General features: G+C 71.0%; 21 protein-coding genes. 10 read left to right on the top strand and 11 right to left on the bottom strand.

Annotated elements, in window-relative coordinates; translation table 11 throughout:
- Positions 1–16 precede the first annotated feature (16 nt).
- Both HNR02_RS18835 and HNR02_RS18830 read right to left on the bottom strand, forming a co-directional pair.
- Entirely contained in the window at positions 17–2,941 is a 2,925-nt protein-coding gene (locus HNR02_RS18835; protein WP_246338594.1) for a bifunctional acetate--CoA ligase family protein/GNAT family N-acetyltransferase, read from the bottom strand.
- Positions 2,942–2,970: 29 nt separating this feature from the next.
- A complete protein-coding gene (locus HNR02_RS18830; RefSeq protein ID WP_179774457.1) occupies positions 2,971–4,140 on the bottom strand; it encodes an acetoin utilization protein AcuC in 1,170 nt (389 codons plus the stop codon).
- 104 nt (positions 4,141–4,244) lie between these two features.
- On the opposite strand from HNR02_RS18830, the gene HNR02_RS18825 reads away from it, so the two are divergent.
- The 3 genes from HNR02_RS18825 to galE all read left to right on the top strand — a co-directional run bounded on the left by HNR02_RS18825 (position 4,245) and on the right by galE (position 7,193).
- Positions 4,245–4,940, top strand: coding sequence for an iron-dependent transcriptional repressor DtxR (locus tag HNR02_RS18825; RefSeq protein ID WP_179774456.1), 696 nt, complete (start codon positions 4,245–4,247; stop codon positions 4,938–4,940).
- On the top strand, positions 4,937–6,109 hold the full coding sequence (galK, locus tag HNR02_RS18820; protein ID WP_179774455.1) for a galactokinase: 1,173 nt from the start codon (positions 4,937–4,939) through the stop codon (positions 6,107–6,109). The genes HNR02_RS18825 and galK overlap by 4 nt, the downstream gene beginning before the upstream one ends.
- Positions 6,110–6,203: 94 nt before the next feature.
- Positions 6,204–7,193 (top strand): UDP-glucose 4-epimerase GalE, encoded by a 990-nt coding sequence (galE, locus tag HNR02_RS18815; protein WP_179774454.1) that lies wholly within the window; start codon positions 6,204–6,206, stop codon positions 7,191–7,193.
- A gap of 487 nt (positions 7,194–7,680) precedes the next feature.
- Here galE and HNR02_RS18810 read toward each other — a convergent pair whose 3' ends face one another.
- The gene (locus tag HNR02_RS18810; protein WP_179774453.1) at positions 7,681–8,754 is read right to left on the bottom strand and encodes a DUF4192 domain-containing protein; all 1,074 of its coding nucleotides are present in this window, start codon (positions 8,752–8,754) and stop codon (positions 7,681–7,683) included.
- A 262-nt stretch (positions 8,755–9,016) separates the two neighbouring features.
- Here HNR02_RS18810 and HNR02_RS18805 point away from each other — a divergent pair, with 262 nt between their 5' ends.
- Both HNR02_RS18805 and HNR02_RS18800 read left to right on the top strand, forming a co-directional pair.
- The gene (locus tag HNR02_RS18805; protein ID WP_179774452.1) at positions 9,017–9,946 is read left to right on the top strand and encodes a serine hydrolase; all 930 of its coding nucleotides are present in this window, start codon (positions 9,017–9,019) and stop codon (positions 9,944–9,946) included.
- Positions 9,947–9,989: 43 nt separating this feature from the next.
- Positions 9,990–11,039: a DUF2293 domain-containing protein gene (locus HNR02_RS18800; protein ID WP_179774451.1), complete on the top strand. Its 1,050-nt coding sequence runs from the start codon at positions 9,990–9,992 to the stop codon at positions 11,037–11,039.
- Here the strand turns inward: HNR02_RS18800 and HNR02_RS18795 are convergent.
- Positions 11,030–11,458 (bottom strand): CBS domain-containing protein, encoded by a 429-nt coding sequence (locus HNR02_RS18795; protein ID WP_179774450.1) that lies wholly within the window; start codon positions 11,456–11,458, stop codon positions 11,030–11,032. The two genes, HNR02_RS18800 and HNR02_RS18795, sit on opposite strands and share 10 nt — an antisense overlap.
- A 120-nt stretch (positions 11,459–11,578) precedes the next feature.
- On the opposite strand from HNR02_RS18795, the gene HNR02_RS18790 reads away from it, so the two are divergent.
- Positions 11,579–13,585 carry a prolyl oligopeptidase family serine peptidase gene (locus tag HNR02_RS18790; protein ID WP_179774449.1) on the top strand — a complete coding sequence of 669 codons (2,007 nt, stop codon included), beginning with the start codon at positions 11,579–11,581 and terminating at the stop codon, positions 13,583–13,585.
- On the opposite strand, the gene HNR02_RS18785 is transcribed toward HNR02_RS18790, so the two are convergent.
- Entirely contained in the window at positions 13,534–13,956 is a 423-nt protein-coding gene (locus tag HNR02_RS18785) for a hypothetical protein (protein ID WP_179774448.1), read from the bottom strand. The genes HNR02_RS18790 and HNR02_RS18785 overlap by 52 nt on opposite strands.
- 56 nt (positions 13,957–14,012) lie before the next feature.
- On the opposite strand from HNR02_RS18785, the gene HNR02_RS18780 reads away from it, so the two are divergent.
- Positions 14,013–14,612, top strand: a complete 600-nt coding sequence (locus tag HNR02_RS18780) for a LysR substrate-binding domain-containing protein (protein ID WP_376772883.1) — start codon at positions 14,013–14,015, stop codon at positions 14,610–14,612.
- A 59-nt stretch (positions 14,613–14,671) separates the two neighbouring features.
- Here HNR02_RS18780 and HNR02_RS18775 read toward each other — a convergent pair whose 3' ends face one another.
- Together HNR02_RS18775 and HNR02_RS18770 are read right to left on the bottom strand one after the other, a co-directional pair.
- Positions 14,672–15,430 (bottom strand): SDR family oxidoreductase, encoded by a 759-nt coding sequence (locus HNR02_RS18775; RefSeq protein WP_179775995.1) that lies wholly within the window; start codon positions 15,428–15,430, stop codon positions 14,672–14,674.
- Between the two features lie 454 nt (positions 15,431–15,884).
- Positions 15,885–16,823, bottom strand: coding sequence for an AraC family transcriptional regulator (locus HNR02_RS18770; protein ID WP_179774447.1), 939 nt, complete (start codon positions 16,821–16,823; stop codon positions 15,885–15,887).
- 101 nt (positions 16,824–16,924) lie between these two features.
- On the opposite strand from HNR02_RS18770, the gene HNR02_RS18765 reads away from it, so the two are divergent.
- Together HNR02_RS18765 and HNR02_RS18760 are read left to right on the top strand one after the other, a co-directional pair.
- Entirely contained in the window at positions 16,925–17,239 is a 315-nt protein-coding gene (locus HNR02_RS18765; RefSeq protein ID WP_179774446.1) for an NAD(P)H-binding protein, read from the top strand.
- Entirely contained in the window at positions 17,205–18,068 is an 864-nt protein-coding gene (locus tag HNR02_RS18760) for a saccharopine dehydrogenase family protein (RefSeq protein ID WP_179774445.1), read from the top strand. Before HNR02_RS18765 ends, HNR02_RS18760 begins: the two co-directional genes overlap by 35 nt.
- On the opposite strand, the gene HNR02_RS18755 is transcribed toward HNR02_RS18760, so the two are convergent.
- The 3 genes from HNR02_RS18755 to HNR02_RS18745 all read right to left on the bottom strand — a co-directional run bounded on the left by HNR02_RS18755 (position 18,026) and on the right by HNR02_RS18745 (position 22,081).
- The gene (locus HNR02_RS18755) at positions 18,026–20,845 is read right to left on the bottom strand and encodes a vitamin B12-dependent ribonucleotide reductase (RefSeq protein ID WP_179774444.1); all 2,820 of its coding nucleotides are present in this window, start codon (positions 20,843–20,845) and stop codon (positions 18,026–18,028) included. The two genes, HNR02_RS18760 and HNR02_RS18755, sit on opposite strands and share 43 nt — an antisense overlap.
- Before the next feature lie 29 nt (positions 20,846–20,874).
- Positions 20,875–21,357, bottom strand: a complete 483-nt coding sequence (gene nrdR / locus HNR02_RS18750) for a transcriptional regulator NrdR (RefSeq protein WP_179774443.1) — start codon at positions 21,355–21,357, stop codon at positions 20,875–20,877.
- A 259-nt stretch (positions 21,358–21,616) separates the two neighbouring features.
- Positions 21,617–22,081, bottom strand: a complete 465-nt coding sequence (locus tag HNR02_RS18745; RefSeq protein WP_179774442.1) for a LysM peptidoglycan-binding domain-containing protein — start codon at positions 22,079–22,081, stop codon at positions 21,617–21,619.
- 242 nt (positions 22,082–22,323) lie between these two features.
- Here HNR02_RS18745 and lexA point away from each other — a divergent pair, with 242 nt between their 5' ends.
- Positions 22,324–23,025, top strand: a complete 702-nt coding sequence (gene lexA / locus HNR02_RS18740) for a transcriptional repressor LexA (protein ID WP_312861048.1) — start codon at positions 22,324–22,326, stop codon at positions 23,023–23,025.
- 95 nt (positions 23,026–23,120) lie between these two features.
- On the opposite strand, the gene HNR02_RS18735 is transcribed toward lexA, so the two are convergent.
- Entirely contained in the window at positions 23,121–24,137 is a 1,017-nt protein-coding gene (locus HNR02_RS18735) for an SdiA-regulated/phytase-like domain-containing protein (protein WP_376772882.1), read from the bottom strand.
- Positions 24,138–24,141: the final 4 nt, after the last annotated feature.

Here is a 24,141-nt window from a genome sequence, read left to right as displayed (position 1 = left end):
AACCAGCCGGGGCAGGTCAGAAGCTCGCGGTGATCGGCCGCAGCCGACGGGGTCCCGTGTCCGGCCGGGCGGGTGGCGGGCCCAGCACGATGCGCGCGTTCGCCACGTACGCGCCCTCCGGCGAGGCCATCACCGGGTCCAGCGTGAGCGCCCGCACCTCGGGGTGGTCCTCCGCCAGCGCCGCGACCCGCAACACCATGTCCTGCAGCGCCGCGAGGTCCGCGGGCTCGTCGCCGCGGTAGCCGGTCAGCAGCGGGGCGCTCTTCGGCTCCCGGACGAGCGTCGCGGCATCCACGTCGGTCAGGGGCACCGCCCGGTAGGCCCGGTCGCCCAGCAGCGTGCTCACCAATCCGGACAACCCGAACGAAAGCAGGCTGCCGAACGACGGGTCGTCCTGCAGGCCGATCAGGCACGAAATGCCCTTCGGCGTCATTCTCTGCACGTACACGTCCTGCTCACCGGACACCGCGCTCAGGTCCTCGTACCCGCGCCGCACCGCGTCGGGCGAGGCCAGGTCCAACCGCACGCCCGCGAGGTCCGGCCGTCCCCGCAACCGCTCGTCCACGGCCTTGACCGTCACCGGGTAGCCCAGCTCCCCGGCGGCCTCGACCGCACCCTCCGCGCTCGACACCACCCGGAACGGCACCACCTCGATGCCGTAACACCCGAGCAGCCGCACCACGTCGCTGTCCTCGAGCACGACGTTCTTGTCGCCGCCGTCCAGGATCTCCCGCACGACCTGCTCGGCCTGCTCGACGTGCAGCCCGTCGGGACGCACCAGCGTGCCCTGCGGCCGCTGCCGCCACGCCGCGTACCGCACGACCTTCGCCAGCGCGTTCACGGCCCGCTCGGGACTGGGGAACGACGGGATCGACCCGGGCCCCGGTCCACCGCCCGGCCCCGGCACGGCCAGCTCGTCGGGCACGCCCTCCGCGGCCAGGAACGTCGAGACGATCGGTTTGCGCTGGTCCAGCTCCTGCGCAGCCTCACGCAACGCGCGCGCGTAGGTGCTGCCCGGGATCGACAGCGGCGGCACGAACACCGCGACCAGCGCGTCGGTCTCCGGATCGTTGAGCGCCTCCCGCACCGCGGCGGCGAAGTCGTCCGGGCCCGCCTGCGGCCCGACGTCGACCGGGTCGAACGCCAGCCGTAACCCCTGCGCCCTGGCCGTGTCGGCGGCCAGCAGCCCGATCGCGCTGGAGTTGCCGACGATGCCGATCCGCGGCCCGGCGGGCAACGGCTGGTGCGCGAACACCAGCGCGGTGTCGAACAGCTGCGCCAGCGTCTCGACCCGGACCACGCCCGCCTGCTCGAACAGGGCCTGCACGCTCGACTCGTCGACCTCGGCGGACGTCGCGGCCAGCTGCGGCCGGACCGCGTGCCGCCCCGACTTCACCGCCACGATCGGCTTGCTGCGGCCCAGCCGCCGCGCGAGGCGGGCGAACTTGCGCGGGTTGCCGAACGATTCGAGGTAGAGCAGGACGAGATCGGTGTTCGGATCGGTCTCCCAGAACTGCAGCAGGTCGTTGCCGGAGACGTCGGCGCGGTTACCGGCGGAGACGAACGTCGACAGGCCAAGGCCGCGCGCTTCGGCGTCGGCGAGGATCGCGGTGCCGAGTGCGCCGGACTGGCAGAAGAACCCCGCGCGTCCGCGTTGAGGCAGGCGCGGCGCGAGTGTCGCGTTGAGACGGATGGCCGGGTCGGTGTTGAGCACGCCGAGCGCGTTCGGACCGACGACGCGCATGCCGTGCGCCCGCGCCTCGCCGACCAGGCGCAGTTCGGCGTGCAGACCGTGCGGGCCGGCCTCGCCGAAGCCCGCCGTGACGATGAGCAGCGTCTTGACGCCCTTGGCGAGCGCACCGTCAAGCACGGACTCGACCTGGTCGGCCGGGACCGCGACCACCGCGAGGTCGACCGGATCCGGGATGTCCAGGACGGAGGGATAGGCGCGCACGCCGCGCACCGAACGGTGTTCGGGGTTGACCGGGTAGACGGTGCCGGCGAAGTCGGCGGCGAGCAGGTTCGACAGGACCGAATAGCCGACCTTGGTGGGGTCCGCGGAGGCGCCGATGACCGCGACCGACCGCGGGTGCAGCAGGTTGTGGACGCTGCGGGCCTCGGCGGCCTGCTCGCGCGCCCGTGCGACGGCGAGCGATTCCTCGGTGGGATCGATGTCGAACTCCAGGTGCAGCACGCCCTCCTCGATGGCGCGGCTGACCTGGTACCCCGCGTCGCGGAAGACCCGCACCATGGCGGCGTTCTCGGCGAGGACCTCGGCGACGAACCGGCGCAACCCGCTTTCGGACGCCGCCGCGGCCAGGTGCTCCAGCAGGATCGACCCGACCCCCCGCCCCTGGTGCCCGTCGTCGACGACGAACGCCACCTCCGCCGACGGCCCACCACCGAGCCGCTCATAACGCCCCACGGCAATGATGTCGTCCCCGAGCAGGGCGACGAACGCGACCCGGTCGTGGTGGTCCACGACGGAGAACCGTTCGAGATCGCGCTGCGGGATCCGCGGATAGGCGCCGAAGTAACGCAGGTACCGGGTACGCTCGGACAGCTTGCCGTGGAAGGAAACCAGCGCTTCGGCGTCACTCGGCACGATCGGTCGCAAATGGACGGTGCCGCCATCGCTGAGCAGCACGTCGGCCTCCCAGTGACGCGGGTAGTCGTAGGGATCACGCGCGCCGTGCCGTGCCTCGTCCGTCCCGGGCGGCTGTGCCTCGCCGGACTCACGGGAGCGGGTCTCGTCGGCCTCACGGGCCACGCCGGTCCCGCCCTCCCCGGCACCAGTGGCCCCACGCACCTCATCCGGCGCATGCCGCCCCGCGCCATCGACGTCACACGGCACGTCGGAGGGAGCGGAGCGGGCGTCCGTCGGTCGCGGTTCGCCGTGGTTGTTCTCGTGCGCCTCGCCGGGCCTGTCGGTCGTGCTCATCTCACGTCGATTCCTCGGGTCGTCTCGGGTCAGTCCCGCGGGTCGTCCGGGTCCAGGCCGTGCAGCGGGAACAGTGCGCGGCGGGTGTCGCGGACCGCGACGTCGACCGGGTCGTCCACGCCGTCGCCCCAGGGTCGGTAGGTCGTGTCACGGCCGTCGGTCATCTCCGGCGGCAGCTCGGCGCTGGGCGCGGCCCGCAGGACCGTCCCCACCCAGTCCGGCGGCAGCGGCGTCTCGGGCTTCACGTCGCGGTCGAGCACCGTGGCCAGCAGATGCGTCCACGAGCGTGGCACGACCCGGATCAACTGGTAGCCGCCACCACCGACGGCGAGCCACCGGCCCTCGGTGTGACGCTCCGCGAGGTCACGGAGAGTGGCATAGATCGCGCGATGTCCGTCGACCGAGAGCGACAGATCCGCCAGCGGGTCCTCCTCGTGCGAATCGACACCACACTGGGTGACCAGGATCTGCGGGCGGAACGCCTCCAGCAGGGACGGCACGACGGCGTGGAACGCACGCAGCCAGCCCGGATCGCGGGTGCCGGGCGGCAGCGGGACGTTCACCGCGGTGCCCTCGGCCTTCCCGGCGCCGGTCTCGGCGCTGTAGCCGGTGCCGGGCCAGAGGGTGAAGGGGTGCTGGTGCAGGGACACGGTCAGCACGCGCGGGTCGGCGTAGAAGGCGCTCTGCACACCGTCGCCGTGGTGGACGTCGGTGTCGACGTAGGCGATGCGGTCGAAACCGTGGTCGAGCAGCCACGAAATCGCGACCGCGCAATCGTTGTAGACGCAGAACCCGGCGGCGTGGTCGCGCATCGCGTGGTGCAGGCCACCGGCGATGTTGACCGCGCGGCGGGCCTCGCCGTCGGCGATCTTGCGGGCGGCCAGCAGGGTCGAGCCGACGACCAGGGCCGAGGCGTCGTGCATGCCGGTGAACACCGGGTTGTCGTCGGTGCCGAGGCCGTGACCGACGTCCCAGCCCGCCGTCGGGGCCAGCTTGACCGCCGCCAGGTACTCCTCAGCGTGGATGCGGTACAACTCGGTGTCGGTGGCGGGCTCGGGCACGAGCAGCTCCACGCCGTCGAGGACCCCGAGCTCCGTGGCGAGCCGCACGGTGAGATCGAGCCGGACCGGGTTGAAGGGGTGCTCTCCGCCGAGGTCGTAACCGAGCAGAGCGGGATCCCAGACGACGGCGGGCTGCATGAGGTCCGATGGTAGCCGTGAGGACGGGGATTATCCTCCCGGTCACCTGGGGTGACCGTCGCCCGGAACGACTACCATGGATTGTCGCGGACGAAGGGGACATCGTGAACGATCTCATCGACACCACAGAGATGTACTTGAAGACCATCTTCGAACTCGAAGAGGAAGGTGTCGTACCGCTGCGCGCCCGTATCGCCGAGCGGCTGCAGCAGAGCGGTCCGACAGTCAGCCAGACGGTGGCCCGCATGGAGCGCGACGGACTGGTGCGCGTGGCCGACGACCGCCACCTGCAGCTGACCGACCACGGCCGGGAGCTCGCGATCGCCGTCATGCGCAAGCACCGCCTCGCCGAGCGGCTGCTGCTCGATGTGATCGGTCTCGAGTGGGAACACGTGCACACCGAGGCGTGCCACTGGGAGCACGTCATGAGCGAGGCGGTGGAGCGCAAGCTGGTCCGGCTGCTCGACCACCCGACCACCTCGCCCTACGGCAACCCGATCCCTGGTCTGGACAAGCTGGGCGAGGGTGGGGAGCCCGCGCCGCCCGCCGAGGCCGACCTGGTGCGGCTGGACGACTTCGCGCGCTCCGGCGGCGGCAAGGCCGAGATCCGCCGGCTGGCCGAGCACATCCAGCTCGACGAGAAGCTGATGGTCGACCTCAAGAAGGCGGGAGTCGCTCCCGGCAGTGTCGTGTCGGTGCGGCGCGCCGACGGCGGTGGCACGGCGGAGCTGACCGGCGGGCTCGGCGCGGTCCAGGTGCCCATGTCGGTGCTGCACGCGGTCCTGGCGCAGGCCAAGTGAGTTCCGCGAGCGACGCGGCGGAGGCGTTCCGGTCGGTGCACGGCCGGCCCCCGGCCGGGGTGTGGTCGGCGCCGGGCCGCGTCAACCTCATCGGCGAGCACACCGACTACAACGACGGTTTCGTGCTGCCGTTCGCCCTGCCGCACCGTCTGGCCGCCGCCGCGTCCCCGCGCACGGACCAGGTGCTCACCGTCGCCACCCTCGGTTCCGACGGGCGCATCCAGGACACCGAGCCGCTCGTCATCCCGGATCTGCGACCCGGCGGGGTCGAGGGCTGGGCCGCCTACCCGGCCGGCGTCGCCTGGGTGCTGCGCGATCAGGGCATCGACGGCGGTGCCGATCTCGTCCTGGCCGGTGACGTGCCCACCGGCGCCGGGCTGTCCTCGTCGGCCGCGCTGGAGTGCGCGGTCGCGCTGGCCCTGCTCGGGCTGGCCGGACAGGAGGAACCCGGCCTCGCCCGCCGCGCCGAAATCGCCCGCTGGGCCCAGCGCGCCGAGAACGACTTCGTCGGGGCCCCCACCGGTGTGCTCGACCAGACCGCGTCGCTGTGCTGCGCGGACGGCCATGTCCTGTTCCTCGACGTGCGCTCCGGCGAGATGGAACAGGTGCCCTTCGACGCGGCCGCCGCGGGCCTGCGCATCCTGGCCATCGACACCCGGGTCAAGCACGCCCACAGCGAAAGCGGCTACGGCGAACGCCGCCGCGGCACCGAACGCGCGGCCGACCTGCTCGGCGTGAAGGCCCTGCGGGACGTGAGCCCGGGCGACCTGGACGGCGCGCTCGCGCGGCTCCCCGGCGAACTCGGCCCGCTCGTCCGCCACATCGTGACGGAGAACCAGCGCGTGCTCGACGTGGTCACCCTGCTGCGTGATGGCCGCATCGGCGACATCGGCCCGCTGCTCGACGCCTCACACACCAGCATGCGCGACGACTACCGCATCTCCTGCCCGGAACTGGACCTGGCCGTGGACGTGGCCAAGGAGGCCGGTGCCCTCGGCGCGCGGATGACCGGTGGTGGCTTCGGCGGCACCGCGATCGCACTCGTTCCGGAGTCCGCTGTGGACACTGTCGGAGCGGCGGTCACGGAGGCATTCGGCCGCGCGGGCTACCGCGCGCCGCGCGCCTTCGTGGCGGTCCCGTCCCCCGGCGCGCGGCGGGACGAGCTGTAGGTCGGCGGGGCCGGACCCGTGCGTGGCTCACAGGTTGATGGTCCACACTGGCGGACACCTCCTTCGTCTTCCGAGAAAGGCTTTCGACGAAACCATGGCTTCCGACTCCTCGCGCCTCAAGCTGATCGTCACGGGTGGTGCCGGCTACGTCGGCAGTGTCTGCACGGCCCGTCTGCTGGAAGCGGGGCACGAGGTCGTCGTCGTCGACGACCTGTCCACGGGCCACGCGGACGCCGTCCCCGACGGTGCGCGCTTCGTCGAGGGCGACGCCGCCGACGCGACGGCGTCCCTGCTCGGCGAGGGCTTCGACGGCGTGCTGCACTTCGCGGCGAAGTCCCTCGTCGGCGAGTCGATGCAGGACCCGGCCAAGTACTGGCACGGGAACGTGATCACCTCCATCCGCCTGCTCGACGCGATGCGTGCCCACGGCACGTCTCGCCTGGTGTTCTCCTCCACGGCGGCGACCTACGGCGAGCCGGAGCGGAGCCCGATCCCGGAGACCGCGCCCACGCTGCCGACCAACACCTACGGCGCCTCGAAGCTGGCCATCGACCACGCGATCACCAGCTACGCGCGGGCCCACGGGCTGGCCGCCGTGAGCCTGCGGTACTTCAACGTCGCCGGCGCCTACGGCCGCTTCGGGGAGCGGCACACCACCGAGACGCACCTCATCCCGCTGGTCCTGCAGGTCGCCACCGGCGACCGCCCGCAGATCAGCATCTTCGGCGAGGACTACCCCACCGACGACGGCACCGCGGTCCGCGACTACATCCACGTCGCCGACCTCGCCGACGCGCACCTGCTCGCCCTCACCCACGCCCGCGCCGGGGAGCACCGCATCTACAACCTGGGCAACGGCACCGGGTTCTCCGTGCGCCAGGTCATCGAGGCCTGCCGGGCCGTCACCGGGCACCCCGTCCCAGCCGAGGTGGCGCCCCGCCGCGCCGGCGACCCCGCGGTGCTCGTGGCGGCCAGCGACCGCGCCCGCGAGGAACTCGGCTGGAAGCCCGAACGCGCCGACCTGAACGTCATCGTCGACGACGCGTGGCGGTTCACGCAGGAACGCAAAGCCCTCGGCGGCTGACCTCCGGCGCCCGGTGGGCGGGCCGCCGTGGCTGGTGGGCGGCCCTTGCCGACAGGTCGGCACCCTGCGTGGCCCGCACAGGCGCCCCCGCGCGACCGCAGGGCACCTCGCGCGACACCCGGCGACACCTCGCGTGACGCCCGGTGGACGCCTCGCGCGGCCCGACGCCCGCCGCGCAACCGACGGGCAACCGCGTCACCGGTGGACACCCGGTGTGACCCGGTGACCACCGGCGCAGCCGGGCGGGCAACCGGCGTGGTCAGGTCATCCTCCGGCAACGCCCGTTGCGCTTGCACCCCCACCGTCGGCGTCCGGCAAGTCCGAGAGGCACCGGCAACGTCGGCGGGTGTGGCCGAGCGTCCGCCGGTGCTCGGGCCCGGGCAAAGGTGACTGGGCAGGGGTGGCTGAGCCGCGGCGAAGCCCTCAGCGGGGTGGCACCGATCCCGCGAAACCGGCGAGCGGCCACGTGCGGAGAGCGCTTTCACAACTACGGGTCTCGGGACATGAGACCACCTTCCTGGAACTCGGTCACGCGCCGGAGGGCGTCGGGGGTGATGTGGTGCTCCAGGGCCTGCTTGAGGGGTTCCGCGAGGCCGTGGCCGGGATGGGCGGTGAGTGCGTTGTCGAGCGCCAGTGACGCCAGAACGCAGTCGCCCCGGCGGTAGGCCGCGTAGGCGAGCAGGGTGGCCGGACCGGCGCGTTCCGGGGGCGGGGTTCGGCGCACCAGTTCGAGCCACAGTCGTTCGGCGGCCCTCGACGCCGCCTCGTCCGGTTCGTCCGCCGTCGTGAGGCAGCGGTCGCGCACCCGGCCGTCGGACAGGGCCAGCGCGAGGGACACGACGTCCCCGTCGCTCAGGGTGAAGTCGCCGGCGACCGCGCGAGCCAGGGCGGCGCGGACCGCGGACAGGTGCTCCGCCGACTTCTCGTCGTCGAACCGGCCCGGTGTGCGCGACCGGTCGTCCAGCTCGTCGAGAGCCGCCTCCAGCATGTGCCGCCTGCGCGTGATCGCGGCGGAGTCGTCCGGTTCGAGTTGCCGCTCCAGCTCCTCGCGGCTGGCGTAGGGCACCCAGCCGCGCGCCGCCATCGTCGCGGCCATCACCGTGTCCCGGTCGTCCGGCACGACCCCCGGACCGCAGTCCCCGTGGTAACACCTCCACCGCGCCCCACCGCGGATTTCCGGCACCCACAGCACGTGGTCGACCGGCCGGTCATCCTTCAACGCGCTGATCAACCGCCGCACCAGTCGACGGTGCGGCACGTCCCCCGGCGGCGCCCGGTGCCCGGGACCGCTGCCGACCACCACGACCGTCACGCCGCCGCCGGGATGTCGGAGCACAGCACGCACGAGCTCACGCACCGCCTCCGGTTCGAAGCTCTCGTCGGGAAGGTCCGCGCGGATCACGGGGACGATGCGCCGATGGCCGCCACCACTGTGGTTCAGCAGCACGACGGAGGATCCCGGCCGGAACGAGAGCAGGTGCGGCACCGCCGCGATCAGTTCGCCGGGATCGGAGAGACGGACAATGGTGCGGCCGTCGGTGCCGGTGGTTGTCGAAGTCATGAATCCACTATGCGGCAGAAAACAGAGCACCGGGAAACAGAACGGAATTCTGTGGATGGTTCAGGACGATGTGGACAACTGACCGGCCCCACGAGCAGCCGGAGCGTTTTTGTCGGAGATGAACGCTAGGATGCGCACCCTTCTCACGAGTCCACAGTAGATTCCGCGGGAAAGTGACGAAGATCCACACGAAATCGAGTGGTTTACCGTACGTTTACCCCGATCGGGGCACGATTCCGCTGAAATGGACGTTGTGCCAAGCATGAAATGGCGTGTCGTGCTCGCTGGAGTGAGCGCGGGAGTGGTGACCGCGGTCGTCGTCGCCTCATTGACCGCCGGCAAGGCGGACACCGACACCGTGTCCGTCTCGGCGCCGAGCGCGCTCCCCGCGGCGGGCACCACCGTCACCACGACCTCGGGCACGCCGGTCGGCACAGCCCATTCGACGCTGAACGAGGACGAGCGCGGCCGCCTCGCCGACGCCGCTGCCGACGCGGTGGACGAGAAGGTGCCCGGCACGACCGTCGGTTTGGCCCTCTACGACACCTCCACCGGCGAACTGCTGGCCTCGAGCAACGGTGACCGGCAGTTCTACACCGCTTCCGTCGTCAAGCTCCTGATGGCGCTCGACGTCCTGCACGCCGGCGGCTGGCACGCGCCGGGCGAGGCCCAGCGGGCTCGCATCGTCGAAATGCTGTCGCTGAGCCACGACGGCGACGCCGACTCGTACTGGGACTCGGGCGGTCGCGGATCGATCATCACCCGCATGGCCGACCTGATGAACCTCCGGAACACCCAGCCGCCACGCATTCCCGACCAGTGGGAGATGACCAGGACCACGCCGAACGACCTCGTGGCCATCTACCGCTACCTGACCACCGAAGTCCCGCCCGGGGCCCGCCAGCCGATCCTCGACGGGCTGGCCGCGATCAGGACCCCGGCCGCGGACGGTTTCCCCCAGTACTTCGGCATCCCGGACGGCTTGCCGGGGCTGCCGCGCGCGGTGAAGCAGGGCTGGATGGAAATCGACAGGACCGTGGTGCTGAACACGACCGGCCTCGCGGGCGAGAACTACCGCTACATCGCGGTGCTGCTCACCGAACTGCCGCTGGGAACCAGCTACGCGAGCGGGCGCACCGCGCTCACGGCCGGGATCGGCGCGTTGCGGCCGACGGTGACGGGCCTGCCCTGACCCGGGGGAAAGGGCGATCGCGGCTGGCTAGACTTCTTCCCCGATGGTCGCGAAACTGCACAGCCGGGTCGCGAAGGTGGCCGCGACGGCGCTCGCCGAACACCAGTACGTCGCCCCGGTGGATGTGCTGACGGGGCTCGGCTGGGTGAGTCCCGTCAACGTCGAGCAATGGCGGCGGGGTCGTTTCAGCCCGCTCTCCCAGCTGCTGCCGGTCGACGACACCCGTGTCGCCGAGGCGCTGCGCATTCTCGGCGAATGGGCGCGCGAGAACGGGCTGACCTCCGCCGACACCGACTACATCGCGGGCACCCGCGACCGCCGCGACCTGCGCTTCACCGGCGACGACGCCCTCGACCGGCTCTGCCGCACGCACTGGCTGGCGCCCGGACTGTCCGAGAAGCAGCGGACCCGCCTCACCGAGCGGCAGAACAAGGCGCCCGACCTGGCCGTGTTCACCGCGGGCACCGCGTGGACGTGCGCCGGGTGCGCGGCGCGGGGTGAGGCCGGTGAGCTGCGCCTGCCCGAGGGCGACGGGTTCCTGTGCCTGGACTGCGCGGACTTCGACCACCTGGTCTTCCTGCCCGCGGGCAACGCCGCGCTGTCCCGCCGCGCCAAGCAGGAAAGCAGTCTCTGCGCGCTGGTCCTGCGCTTCAACCGGCGCCGCAAACGGCATGAGCGCCAGGGGATCCTCGTCGAGCCGGCCGCGCTGGAGCGTGCGGAGCAGCAGTGTCTCGCGGACGAGGACGTCCGCGCCCGGCGGCGGGAGCGGGACGCGGAACGCCGGGCCGTGCAGGACGTCGACTTCCAGGCCGCGTTCGCCACCACCATCCGGGAGCTCTACCCGGGCTGCCCCACCGACCGCGCGCAGGCCATCGCCGAGCACGCCGGAACGCGCGGCAGCGGACGGGTCGGCAGGTCCGCGGCGGGGCGCGCCCTGGACGAGGAGGCGGTGCGGCTGGCGGTGGTCGCCTCGGTCCGCCACCTCGACACGGACTACGACCGCCTGCTCATGGACGGCATGCCCCGTATGGAGGCCCGCGAGCAGATCCGCGCGGACCTCGACCGCGTGCTGGAGCGCTGGGGTCAGCCCTGAGCGATGTAGGCCGCCAGCTGCTGCTGCGTCGCCTCCAGCTCCTCGATCCGGCTTTTCACGACGTCGCCGATGCTGACGATCCCGGTGAGCCGTCCGTCGTCGACGACGGGCACGTGCCGGACCCGCCGCTGGGTCATCACGACACTGATGTCGTCGACCGAGTCGCGGGGCGTGCAGGTGGCGACCACTCTCGTCATGATCTCCGACACCGGCCGCTCCAGCAGCGCCGGACCGTGCTCGTGCAGTCTCCGCACCACGTCGCGCTCGGAGACGATGCCCGCGATGCCGTCCTCCCCGGCCACGACCATCGCGCCCACGTTGTGCTCGGCCAGTCCGGCGAGCAGATCGGTGATGGTCGATTCGGGCCGCACCGTGGCGACCCAGTTGCCCTTGTTCCGCAGTAAGTCGGCGATCCGCATCGGCAGCCTCCCAGCTGGACGTGACCCGGCTCACATCAGGTTAGAGCCCGGTCGCTGTCCGCGAAAGCCCGCGGCTCCCACCTGCCGTTGGAAACCATCCTCACCTGGCAGGATGGGCACATGGTTGACGAAGACCCGTACCTCTGGCTGGAGGACGTGACCGGTGATCGCGCGCTCGACTGGGTCCGGCGGCGCAACGCCGAATCGGTCGGCGAGCTCACCGGCGGCGCCAGGTTCGAGCAGCTGCGCGACGAGGCCCGCGAGGTGCTCGACGCCGACGACCGGATCCCCTACATCCGGCGGCGCGGCGAGTACTTCTACAACTTCTGGCAGGACGCGGCCCACCCGCGCGGCCTGTGGCGGCGCACGACGCTCGACTCCTACCGCCGCGAGCACCCGAACTGGGACATCCTGCTCGATATCGACGCGCTCGCCAGGGCCGAGGGTGAGAACTGGGTCTGGCAGGGCGCGGCGGTGCTGAAGCCGGAGTACCGGCGCGCGCTGGCCGAGCTTTCCCGTGGCGGCGCGGACGCGGCCGTGGTGCGCGAGTTCGACCTGCGGACACGCGAGTTCGTCGTCGGCGGGTTCCAGCTGCCCGAGGCCAAGAGCCGCGTCGGCTGGATCGACGAGGATTCGATCTACGTCGGCACCGATTTCGGCCCCGGGTCGATGACGGCGTCCGGCTACCCGCGGATCATGAAGGAATGGCGGCGCGGGACGCCACTGGACGAGGCCGTCACCGTGTTCGAGGGCAAGCCCGACGACGTGGCCGTGTTCGCCTACCACGATCCGACGCCCGGCTTCGAGCGCGACTTCGTCGGCCGCGCCATCGACTTCTACCGCACCGAGAAGTTTCTCCGCACGCCCGGCGGCCTGGTGAAACTCGACGTGCCGGAGGACGCGCAGACCAGCGCCCACCAGGAGTGGCTGCTGATCCGCACGCGGACGGCGTGGAGCGTCGAGGGCCGCGAGTACGCACCGGGCACGCTGCTGGCCGCGCGCTTCGACGACTACCTCGCAGGCGGCCGCGACCTGACGGTTCTGTTCGAGCCGGACGGCCGGACCTCGCTGGAGTCCTGGGACTGGACGCGCAACCACCTGCTGCTCACGACGCTCGCCGACGTGCACACCGAGCTGCACGTCCTCACCCCGGACGACGGCTGGCGGCGGGAGCCGCTGGCGGGTGCGCCGGAGCTGGGCACGGCGGAGATCGTGGACACCGATCCCGACCACAGCGACGAATACCTGCTCAACACCAGCGGGTTCACACAGCCCTCGACTCTGGCGTACGGGCACGTCGGCGGCGGCACCGAGGTCCTCAAGCAGGCGCCGGCACGCTTCGACGCCACCGACGTCACCGTCGAGCAGCACTTCGCGACCTCACGCGACGGAACCCGGATCCCGTACTTCGTGGTGCGGCCGCGCAACGGGGACGGTCCGACGATGCTCACCGGCTACGGCGGGTTCGAGGTGTCCCGGCTGCCCGCCTACAGCGGCGTCACGGGCCGCGGATGGCTCGCGCGCGGCGGTACCTACGTGCTGGCCAACATCCGCGGCGGCGGCGAATACGGCCCGGACTGGCACACCGGCGCCATCAAGGAGAACCGGTACCTGGTCTACGAGGACTTCGCGGCGGTCGCCGCCGATCTCACCGAGCGCGGCATCACCACGCCGCAGCGGCTGGGCATCCACGGCGGCAGCAATGGCGGCCTGCTCATGGGTGTCATGCTGACCCGCTACCCCGAGCTGTTCGGCGCGATCGTCAGCCAGGTTCCGCTGCTGGACATGAAGCGCTACCACCTCCTGCTGGCCGGCGCGTCGTGGATGGCCGAGTACGGCGACCCCGACGATCCGGCGGAATGGGACTACCTCGGGAAGTACTCGCCGTACCAGAACGTCCACCAGGGAGGGACCTACCCGCCCACGCTGTTCATGACGTCCACCCGCGACGACCGCGTGCACCCGGCGCACGCGCGCAAGATGATGGCGCGCATGGCCGAACAGGGTCACGACGTGCGGTACTACGAGAACATCGAGGGCGGGCACGGCGCCGCCGCCGACAACGAGCAGCTCGCCTACAAGTGGGCGCTGCTGTTCGAGTTCCTCTGGCAGAAGCTGACCGCCTGAGCGGCCGCCGCCACTCCGGCGGCGAGCGCGGGCAGCGACAGCGAGACGCCGATCCCGAGCAGCAGGAGCCCGCACGCGAGCACCGGGTACGGGGCGTGCGTCGCGGCGGCCAGGACGAGGGCACCCGCGGTGAGTACCGCGAGGCCGGTGACGACGGGGAGCCGCGACCCCCTGGCCGCGACCAGCGAGAGCACACCGAAACTCGCCACCCCCCAGCGGAACACGCGCAGCGACCCGAACCGGTCGGCGAGCGCGCCGCCACCGAGCAGGAACGCGGCGAACGAGACGGTGGAGCCGTTGACCACCCACTGCTGCCCGGCAACCGATCCGCCGAGGTCGGCACGGAGGTCGGGCAGGGCGACGGTGAGCACGGTGGTGTCCAGCAGGACGGCGTGCGGCGCAGCGGCTGGAGCTGTCCCCCGCGACCGTGTCGGAGCATGTGCGGTCGCTGGAGACGTCGCTCGGCGTCGAGCTGTTCTCGCGGACCTCGACCGGCATGACGCTCGGTGAGCGCGGGCGGTTGCTGCTGCACGAGGCGCGGCGGCTGCTCGACCTGGCGGTGCGGTCCCTGATGCGGCAGCCGATGCTGCGGGCGGTGGCCGACGGCGAACTGGACGCGGGACTGCTGCTGGACACCGGGCCAGTGCTGGGAACGCTCGGTTTCGACGGCGGTGATCTGTCGTTTGTGGACATCGAGAGCGTGCGGCTGTTCCTCGTGGCACGGCCGGGCCCCGTGCCGGACCCCCTGCTGGTGACGCCGAAGGGGTGCTCGTTCCGGATGGCGGCCGAGCGCCTGCTGGGCACGAGCCGGCGGCGGCTCGAGTTCGACAGCGTCTCGACCATCCGGGCCTGGGCGACGCAGGGGCTGGGCGTCGCGCTGCTGCCGGACTTCGTCGTCAGTGGCGACCTCGCCGCGGGGACGCTCGTGGCACTGCCGAAGGAGTCCGGCGAGCTGGCGATGCGCGTCGCATGGCGCACGGACCGGGACAACGATCTCCGCGACGTGCTCTACGCCATGGCCGCCTAAGCCGGGCGCGGAGCGGGCCGCGTGCACGGCGAGCGGCGCCACTGCCCCGGAAGCGCCGTCTAGTCTCCGCGGGCCGCGAGGTACTGCTCGAACGTGATGGTGCCCGTCGCGTTCGGGGTGAGGTGGTGGCCTGCCCGGTAGCCGCGGCCGGAGGCGCCGGGGACGGGGACCGGAATCATCGGGCGGCGGCGGTTGGCGGCGCGCAGGCGGGTGCGGGCCAGGTCGGTGAAATCGCGGACCTCCGGGCCGCCGAAGTCGGGTGCGCGCCCGGCGGGCTCGCCGAGCGAGAGGTCGGCCAGGCGTTGCGCGACCTCTCCGGCGTCGACCGGCTGGAAGCGGAACCCGGCGGGCCGGAAGAGCACCGGCAGACGGCGCTGCACGTCGACGAGCAGGCGCAGCAGGTCGTGGAACTGCGTGGCCCGCAGGATCGTCCACGGCAGACCGGAGGCGATGACGGCCTCCTCCGCGGCGAGCTTGGCCCGGTAGTACGGAAACGGGATCCGGTCGACGCCGACGATCGAGATGTAGACCAGGTGCGGCGTGCCGGCGCGGCGAGCCGCCTCGATGAGCGTGTTCGTCGCGGTGACGTCCTTGCTGCCGAGCGTCGTGGCGCAGTGCACGATCACGTCCGCCCCCGCCACCGCCGCGTCGATCCCTTCGCCGGTGCGCAGATCCCCGGTTCGCCAGGCGTACGGCGTGCCTGCGGGGGCGTCGCGACGGCTGAGGACACGGATCTCCCGGTCCGGACCGAGGAGACGGCGGGCGGCCTCCCGGCCCAGCACGCCGGTGCCACCGGTGACGAGAATGGTTTCAGTCATACGGGGGTGACCGGACGGGACGCCGGAATGTGACAACGCTCGATTGTGATCCCGCCGACGCGGCGGGCCGGGCACCTGCTTGGCGGTCTGAGTTCGGGTGTCCTCGGTCCAGTAGCGCTGCAGCCGGGCGATCGCCTCGTCCTTGCTCATCGCGGCCACCTCGGCCTCGTCGAGGCCGACATGCGAGACCAGCAGGGACACGAGAGCGACCGGCAGCGCCCGCGCCGGTATCTCGGGCGTCCCGCGAGGCGGCTGCACACCCTCCTGGACGCAGGACCAGAACACCGGTTCGTCGACCTCGAGCTGATCGCGCAGGATGTCTTTCCACAAGCCCTGCCGAGGTCTTTCAGATGTACGCGCGCCTCTCAGCCTCCCGGTGATCCTTACCCAGGGGACGACAACGATCGCCCCGGCTCTGATCAGTCAGTCGCGCGGGCATACTGGCGCAGGGGACCTATTCGCAGGGTTCGCTATTCCCGGGGTGAGTACCGCTTCGCCGGTAGCCGCCAGGGGCCACGCCGAACTCGCGCTTGAACGCTTTGGCGAAGGCGAACTGGGAGGTGTACCCGACCCGCGTCGCCACGGTGCCCAGTGGCGCGTCGGATTCCTGCAGCAGGCGTGCCGCCATGGTCATCCGCCACCACGTCAGGTAGGCCACCGGCGCGTGGCCGAGCAGCGTCGCGAACCGTCGGGCGAAGGCCGCCCTGGACAGCCCCGCCAGCGCGCCCAGCGTCTCCACCGTCCACTGGCGTTCCGGCTCGCGATGAATGCTTCGCAAGGCCGCGGCGATCGCCGGGTCGCCGAGCGCGGCCGCCCAGCCCGTGTGTGCGTGTCCGGTCTGCTCGTCCAGCCAGGCGCGGAGGATGTAGAGCAGCAACATGTCCAGCAGTGCCGGGACAACGGCGCCGGTGCCCTGCCGAGGCTCTTCCAGTTCGTTCCCGAGCAGGTCCAGCGCGGCCCGCAGGGACGGATGGCTGCCCACTCTGGCCGGCAGGTGGACGACCTCGGGAAGCTCGGCCAGCAGCGGGTGCATCCGCCCCTGATCCAGCAGGTAGGCGCCGCACAGCAGGAGTGTTGGGGCGCCCGGCCGATCCGGGGTGGGTTCGGCCTCGAAGTCCGGCAAGGACCGTGCGCTGGTGTCGGCGAGCGAGGTGGTGCGACTGTCGGCCATTCCGTGTACCCCTGCGCGCGGTAGGAACACCACATCGCCGACTCCCAGCGCGACCGGGTCGCCGACGGACGGAAACAGCCAGCACGAGCCCTGGAGCACCACGTGAAAGCCCGCCCCGTCGAACGCATCGAAGCGCATCCCCCAGGGGGCTCGCTTGCAGGTGCGCGAGGAGTGCGGCTTGCCGACCCGCATCGCCGAGATCACGTCACTGAGCACATCCATCACGTCATCGTATCGACACGACCACCGGTGCGAGACGATCGGACATACATTATAGCCCAGCAGACATGGCTCGTCTCGTCAGCGCTCCCTATGATCAGGGCATGACTGATGACAAGATCGCCGTCTATGGAGCCAGCGGCCATACGGGCAGGCTGGTGGTCGCCGAGCTGGCCCGGCGCGACATCCCCATGGTCCTGGTTGGACGCAACGTCGACCGGCTCGGGCAGGCCGCGGACCGGGCTGGAGTCTCCACCCCCGACCTGCGCCTTGCCGGACTCGACGACCCCGCCGCGCTGGCCGCAGGCTCGCACTACGTCGACACAACAGGCGAGCAGGCATACCTCAAACAGATCTTCGACTCCGTGTCGGCAGACGCCGAGCATGGCCCGCGTCACGGTGATCCCGGACCTGGCTGATGACGGCGGGCCGGGCGACCTCATCGCGCACCTCACAGCCGAATGCCCCGTGCAGGTCGACGAGGTCACGATTGCCGACCTACGGATCAGATCCCAGGCGAGCCGCGGCACCGCTCGGTCGATGGTCACCGCGTTCCAAGGCGACGGTCTTGCCTACCACAACGGCGAATGGGGTCCGGCCGTCCCGGCGAGCCGCTCGTCGATCAACGCTCCCGGAGAACCCGAGTCGATCCCGGTGGTCGGGTTCGCCCTGCCAGGGGTGGTAACCGTTCCCCGGCACACCCGGGCGCAGAGGGTCACCAGCGCGCTCCGCGCCGAGCTCGCCGAGGCCTTCACCGGCATCAGTCCAGAAATGATCGACAGCATTCCCGAGGGTCCAGACGAGGACGTTCGCAAGGCCGGGCGATGGATGATGCTGGCCGAGGCCACCGGTAGCGGGCGACGGGCCGTGGGGGTTGCCAAGGGCGTCGACGGCTATGGGATGACCGCGGTGATCGCGGTTGAGGGGGTGCACCGCCTCATAGTGGACGGGGCGAAGCCCGGCGTTCTGGCCCCATCGCAGGCGTTCGACCCGGCCGGCTTCCTCGACTTCCTGTCCCCGTTCGGGGTGACCTGGTCCATGAGGTCATGGCAGCTCGGCGGTAACAACCCCGAGGCGCCTCGAGTGCACATCGCTCTGTTGCATCACACGCAACCGCACGCGTCACCGAGGGGTGCAGGGGGATGCCAGCAAGATCGCCGACATCCCCCTGCACCGTCGATTCATCTCCGTCCGCGCCCTACTGATCAGCTGCAGCCGGAGGTCGCGCCGCAGCCCTCGCAGGCGTAGCACGAACCCGCGGGCCGCATCTTGGTGCCGCACGTCATGCACAGCGGGGCGTCGGCGGCCTTGCCCAGGTGCAGGTCCATCAGCTCGGCCGTGCTGTGCGCCGTGTGGGGCTGCTCGGTCTCGGACTTGCTCGGGCCCGAGTCGACGGTGCTGCGCAGCGTCTCCAGGTCGACGTTCTCCTGCTCCGCGGGCTGTGCGCCGTATCCAGTCTCGACCTGCGCGGCGCGCTCGGCGGCGGTGAAGATGCCCAGCTCGGACCGCTTCTCGAACGGCAGGTAGTCCAGCGCGAGGCGGCGGAACAGGTAGTCCAGCACGCTCGTGGCGATCCGGATGTCCGGGTCGTCGGTCATGCCCGCCGGCTCGAACCGCAGGTTGGAGAACTTGGAGACGTAGAACTCCAGCGGGATGCCGTACTGCAGACCCACCGAGATCGACATCGAGAAGGCGTCCATGACACCCGCCAGCGTCGAACCCTGCTTGCCGAGCTTGACGAAGATCTCGCCCAGCCCGTCGTCCGGGTACGAGCCCGCGTGCAGGTAGCCCTCGGCGCCGCCGACCGTGAACGACAGCGTCTGGCTCGGGCGCTTCTTCGGCAGCCGCTTGCGGATCGGCTTGTACTCGACGACCTTTTCCGGCTCGACGGTCTCGGCGGTCTCGGCCTTCTTCTTGCCGCTGGAGAGCGGCTGCCCGACCTTGCAGTTGTCGCGGTAGATCGCCAGCGCCTTGAGGCCCAGCTTCCAGCCCTGGAAGTAGATCTCCTCGATCTCCTCGACGGTGGCCGCCTCCGGCATGTTGACCGTCTTCGAGATCGCGCCCGACAGGAACGGCTGCACCGCGGCCATCATCTGCACGTGGCCCATCGGCTTGATGGAACGCTCACCGATGGCGCAGTCGTACACCTCGTAGTGCTCCGGGCGCAGACCAGGAGCGTCGACGACGTGGCCGTGCTCGGCGATGTACTCGACGATCGCCTCGATCTGCTCGTCCTGGTAGCCCAGGGTCTTCAGCGAACGCGGGATGGTCTGGTTCACGATCTGCATCGACCCGCCGCCGACGAGCTTCTTGAACTTCACCAGCGAGAAGTCCGGCTCGATCCCGGTGGTGTCGCAGTCCATCATGAAGCCGATGGTGCCGGTCGGCGCGAGCACGCTGGCCTGCGCGTTGCGCCAGCCGTTCTTCGCGCCGATCTCGATGCCGCGCTGCCACTCGCGAGTGGCCAGATCGCGGATCGCGACGTCGTTGGTGTGCATCGTGCGGATCGCGTCGTTGGCCGCGGCGTGCTTGCGCATGACGCGCTGGTGCGCCTCGGCGTTGCGGCTGTAGCCCTCGTACGCGCCGACCACACCCGCCATCTCGGCGGAACGGCGGTAGGACGTGCCGGTCATCAGCGACGTGATGCTCGCGGCGAGCGCGCGGCCGCCGTCGGAGTCGTAGGCGTGCCCGGTGGCCATCAGCAGGGCGCCCAGGTTTGCGTAGCCGATGCCGAGCTGGCGGAACTTGCGGGTGGTGTCGCCGATCGCCTCGGTCGGGAAGTCCGCGAAGCAGATCGAGATGTCCATGGCGGTGATGACGAACTCGACCGCCTTGACGAACCGCTCACCGTCGAACGTGCCGTCGTCGTTCAGGAACTTCAACAGGTTCAGCGAGGCCAGGTTGCAGCTGGAGTTGTCCAGGTGCATGTACTCGCTGCACGGGTTCGACGCGGTGATCCGGCCCGATTCGGGGCAGGTGTGCCAGTCGTTGATCGTGTCGTCGTACTGCAAGCCGGGGTCGGCGCACTCCCAGGCGGCCTGCGCCATCGACCGGAACAGCTTCCTCGCGTCGGTGGTGTCGATGACCTCGCCGGTCAGGCGGGCACGCAGGCCGAACTCGCTGTTCGACTCGACGGCGCGCATGAACTCGTCGCTGACCCGCACCGAGTTGTTCGCGTTCTGGTACTGCACCGACGTGATGTCGGCGCCGGAGAGGTCCATGTCGAAGCCGGCGTCGCGCAGGACGCGGATCTTCTCCTCCTCGCGCGCCTTCGTCGCGATGAACTCCTCGATGTCCGGGTGGTCGACGTCGAGAACGACCATCTTCGCGGCGCGGCGGGTGGCCCCACCGGACTTGATGGTGCCCGCGGAGGCGTCGGCACCGCGCATGAACGACACCGGGCCGGACGCGGTGCCGCCGGAGGACAGCAGCTCCTTGGAGGACCGGATGCGGGAGAGGTTGATGCCCGCGCCGGACCCGCCGCGGAAGATCATCCCCTCTTCCTTGTACCAGTCGAGGATCGATTCCATCGTGTCGTCGACCGCGAGGATGAAGCAGGCGGACACCTGCTGCTTGGAGGTCGTGCCGACGTTGAACCACACCGGCGAGTTGAAGCTGAACACCTGGTGCAGCAGCATCCAGGTGAGCTCGTGCTCGAAGATCTCGGCGTCGGCGGGGGTCGCGAAGTAGCCGTTCTCGGTGCCGGAGGTGACGTAGGCGCGCACCACGCGGTCGATCAGCTGCTTGAGGCCGCGCTCGCGCTGCGGGCTGCCGACCGCGCCGCGGAAGTACTTGCTGGTGACGATGTTGGTCGCGTTGACCGACCAGAACTCGGGGAACTCGACGCCCCGCTGCTCGAAGTTGACCGACCCGTCACGCCAGTTGGTCATGACGACGTCACGCTGCTCCCAGGTGACCTCGTCGTAGGGGTGCACGCCCTCGGTCGTGAACACCCGGTTGATCTTGAGGCCGCCGCGCTTCCCCCGCTTGGCCCTCGCCGTGTTCGCACCCACGGTCTCGGTCATCGATTCGTCCCTCCCGCCACGCGCCGGGGTCACTCCCCGTGCGCGCTCTCGTCGCCGAGCTTGTCCGACATGGCTTTCCGCAGGTCCGCGATCTCCTTTTCGAAGTCCTCCACGGAGGAGAAGGAGCGGTAGACGCTGGCGAACCGGAGGTAGGCGACCTCGTCGAGCTCCCGGAGCGGCCCGAGGATGGCCAGGCCGACCTCGTGGCTCGGGATCTCGGCGACACCGGCTGCGCGGATCGACTCCTCGACCCGCTGGGCGAGCTGCTGCAGGGCGTCGTCGTCGACCGGCCTGCCCTGGCACGCGCGGCGCACGCCCCGGACCACCTTGTCCCGGCTGAACTGCTCGGTGACCCCGGACCGCTTCACGACCGCCAGCACCATCGTCTCGGACGTGGTGAACCGGCGCCCGCAGGCCGAGCAGGACCGCCTGCGGCGGATGGCCTGCCCCTCCTCCACCTCCCGTGAGTCGACGACCCGGGAGTCGGCGTGCCGGCAGAACGGGCATCGCATCGCCGGACACCTTCCCTTCTCGTCGCTCGGCCGCACATCCAATCACCCCGCGGCCGCCACGCTACGGCCAGGGGATGGTGATCAACATGTGGATATCCGGTGGGTGAACGCCCATCGCCTGTGGACAACTCGTCCTCAGTCTACCCCAACTTGTGGACCAACTACAGCCATGTAACTACTAGATATAGCGGTGGAGACTAGATCGCACGCGGGCGGGGCGCAAGCGACCCGGCTGGGTGACACGCCGGTCTCCCCGGGCTCACGGCCCGGCCGTCACCGACCCGGACCCGACCGGCACGGTGAGCAACAGACCGGGCACGACCGACTCCGCGGGCAGGTGGTTCAGCTCCTCGATGCGGTCGACCACGGCCGCCGTGTCACTGCCGGGCGCGTACTGCTTCGCCAGATCCCACAGCGTCTCCCCCGGCGCGACCGCCACAGTGGCCGTGCGCTCCGGGACCCCGGGCGCGAGCGCCCCGGCGAGAACACCCAACCCGGTGACGGCGAGCGCGACCGCGACCCCGACCGCGGTGAGCCACGGCCAGCGCGGCGGCACGCGGCGCCGGCACGCGGCGACCGGACCGGGACGGCGGCCGGCGACCACACGTGCCCGTGTCGGCGGGCGGCGGACCTCCGGCCGTCGTGGCCGCAGCGGCATGGGCGCGGTCGCGGCCTGCTCCGGCGCTCGCCGGACCACCCGCTGGTCGTGCGTCAGAACCGACATGGCGGAACCTCCTCGCAGATCCCGGCCGGCGAGCAGGGCCGCCGGTCGAACAACCGTTCTATCGAACCTCAGTGCGAATGTGTACCACCCGGGTACGACAAAATCGAGCGCGCCCCGGCGTGTCGTCGAACAGTTGTTTGATGTTTGCGGTCCGGTGAACTACTGTGGGTGACCAGCAGAGGCGGACAGCGCCGGTTCGCGCGGGTGCGCGCCCCGGCAGGGCAGAGCTGGGAGGCAGCACGGTGTCGCAGGAGACGGGCGAGTCGATCCGCAGGCCAGGGGGCCGGTTCGGGGATGTGCATCCCCTGCCCGAACCCGAGGACGTCGAGGAGGGCCTGAGCCCTCGTCAGCAGCAGATCCTCGAGGTCATCAAGGCCTGGATCGAGCGCTTCGGTTACCCGCCCAGCGTGCGGGAGATCGGCGAGGCGGTCGGGCTGACGTCCACCTCGTCCGTGTCACACCAGTTGCGCACTCTGCAGCGCAAGGGATACCTGCGCCGCGACGCCAACCGCCCGCGCGCGGTGGGTGTGCTGACCGCGCAGGCCGAGGCCGAGACCGCGACCATGCCCAAGCCGGCGTACGTGCCGCTGGTCGGCCGCATCGCCGCGGGCGGGCCCGTGCTGGCCGAGCAGTCCATCGAAGAGGTCTTCCCGCTGCCGAAGGACATCGTCGGCGAGGGCGAGGTCTTCCTGCTCAGCGTCACCGGTGACTCGATGGTCGACGCCGCGATCACCGACGGCGACTTCGTGGTCGTGCGCCAGCAGCCGACGGCCAACAACGGCGAGATCGTGGCCGCGATGATCGACGGCGAGGCGACCGTCAAGACGTTCAAGCAGAGGGACGGCCACGTCTGGCTGATGCCGCACAACGAGGCGTACGACCCCATCCCCGGCGACGAGGCCACCATTCTCGGCAAGGTCGTCGCCGTCATCCGCCGCCTCTGAAACTCTGCGTCGTGAAACCTGCGTAGCAGAGCCAGTGGCGGGCGCAATCTGACCGCCCGCAACAGCCAGGGCAATCGGTCGTCCGTTCGAAACGATCAGCGGCGCGAGCGGCTCCGCAGCTTCGTCCAGGCGAACACCACGCCGCCCGCGACCACCACCGCGAGCAGCAGTCCGGGCACGGTGTCGACGCCGCCCGTGCCGGACGAGCCGCCCGAAGCCTCCCCGCCGGCCGCCTCGCCGCCCTCCGGCGAGCTCTGCACCAGCGAGGTCGCGCCGTGCACCGCGCGGATCGGGCCCGAGCCCTCGGACGCCGACAGCAACGTGCCATCGGGTTCGAAGGCGATCGCCTCCCCCTGCTGCTCGTCGGGCAGCGGCACCCGCACCGGCTCGCGCCGCAGCGCGGCCGCCACGTCCTGGTCGGGCGCGGGGAACAGGTAGGCGTCGGTGTAGGTCCGCAACGCCACGACCGTGCCGTCCGCGCTCACCGCCCCACCGGTCACCAGCACGGAACCGAACCCGGCCACCGGCCCGCCGGGCGTGTCCGTGGACTTGATGTTCAGCGAGCCGACCCGCTCCAGCGGTGTGGGGCCGGGGCTGCTCAGCTCCTGCACCGGACGGTAGATCCCGGCCTCCCCCAGCGGGTTCTTCGTCACCAGGTACGGCGTGCCCGACGCGTCGAGCAACAGTGCCTCCGCGTCGTGCTGCCCGTCCGGATAGGTCAGCCGGTACAGCGTCACCTTGCCCTGCGGCGTGACGGCCAGCAGCGCCACCGTGTCGCGTTGCTTGCGGTTGTCCCCGGTGTCGGAGAGCCAGAACGTGCCGTCCGCGGCGCGCGCCAGGTCCTCGACGTCATAGGGGTCCGTCGACCCGGAGATCACCTTCTGCACGGCACAGTCCCGACCCAGCACGAAGATCTGCACCTTCGTGCCGCCGTCGTTGATCGCGTACCAGTGCTCGCCGTCGCTGACGAGCCCGGACAGCTCGGTGATCCGCTCGTCCGTCACCGAGCACACCGGCTCCGGCGACGGCACCTCGGCCGCGGCGGCCGGTCCCCCCAGCCCGAGTACGAGCAGGACGACGAGGACCGGCACCGCCAGACGACCAAGGCTCACACGA

The organism is Amycolatopsis endophytica (assembly GCF_013410405.1).
In the GTDB taxonomy this organism is placed as follows: domain Bacteria; phylum Actinomycetota; class Actinomycetes; order Mycobacteriales; family Pseudonocardiaceae; genus Amycolatopsis_E; species Amycolatopsis_E endophytica.
Note: the sequence above shows the minus strand (reverse complement) of the source record. Positions and strands in the feature narration are given on the sequence as shown.